Below are 278 nucleotides of genomic sequence, written 5' to 3'. Positions count from 1 at the left end.
TGGGGAAGGACAGGCCACCTGCTGGCTGAGGGTAACAAGGTGGGTGGTTGGGGCACTCATTGATCCTTGGTAGGTGTTGAGGTGGGTTGGATGGGGTTGGTGGCCACGGAGGCCTGGATCTTCTCCACCAGGTTTGCCCACTGGCGCTGCACATCCTCCACCAGTGGCTCGAACCAACCCTTGAGGCGGGCCTGGAAAACCTCTGCCTGCACGCGCATCTGCTGGGCCTGCTCCTCAACCTTGGCACGCACCTCTTCCATCTGCTCGCGCATCTCCTC

At 61.9% G+C, this 278-nt stretch carries 1 protein-coding gene; it reads right to left on the bottom strand.

Annotated features, from left to right (window positions below; genetic code table 11):
- Positions 1-56: 56 nt before the first annotated feature.
- Positions 57-278 (bottom strand): hypothetical protein (locus CRJ03_RS10065; RefSeq protein WP_165375294.1); only part of this gene is annotated, 222 nt, incomplete at its 5' end.

This window comes from Roseovarius nitratireducens (assembly GCF_002925845.1).
Lineage (GTDB): Bacteria > Pseudomonadota > Alphaproteobacteria > Rhodobacterales > Rhodobacteraceae > Roseovarius > Roseovarius nitratireducens.
The sequence above is the reverse complement of the archived record's forward strand: the minus strand, read 5'-3'. Positions and strand labels throughout refer to the sequence as shown.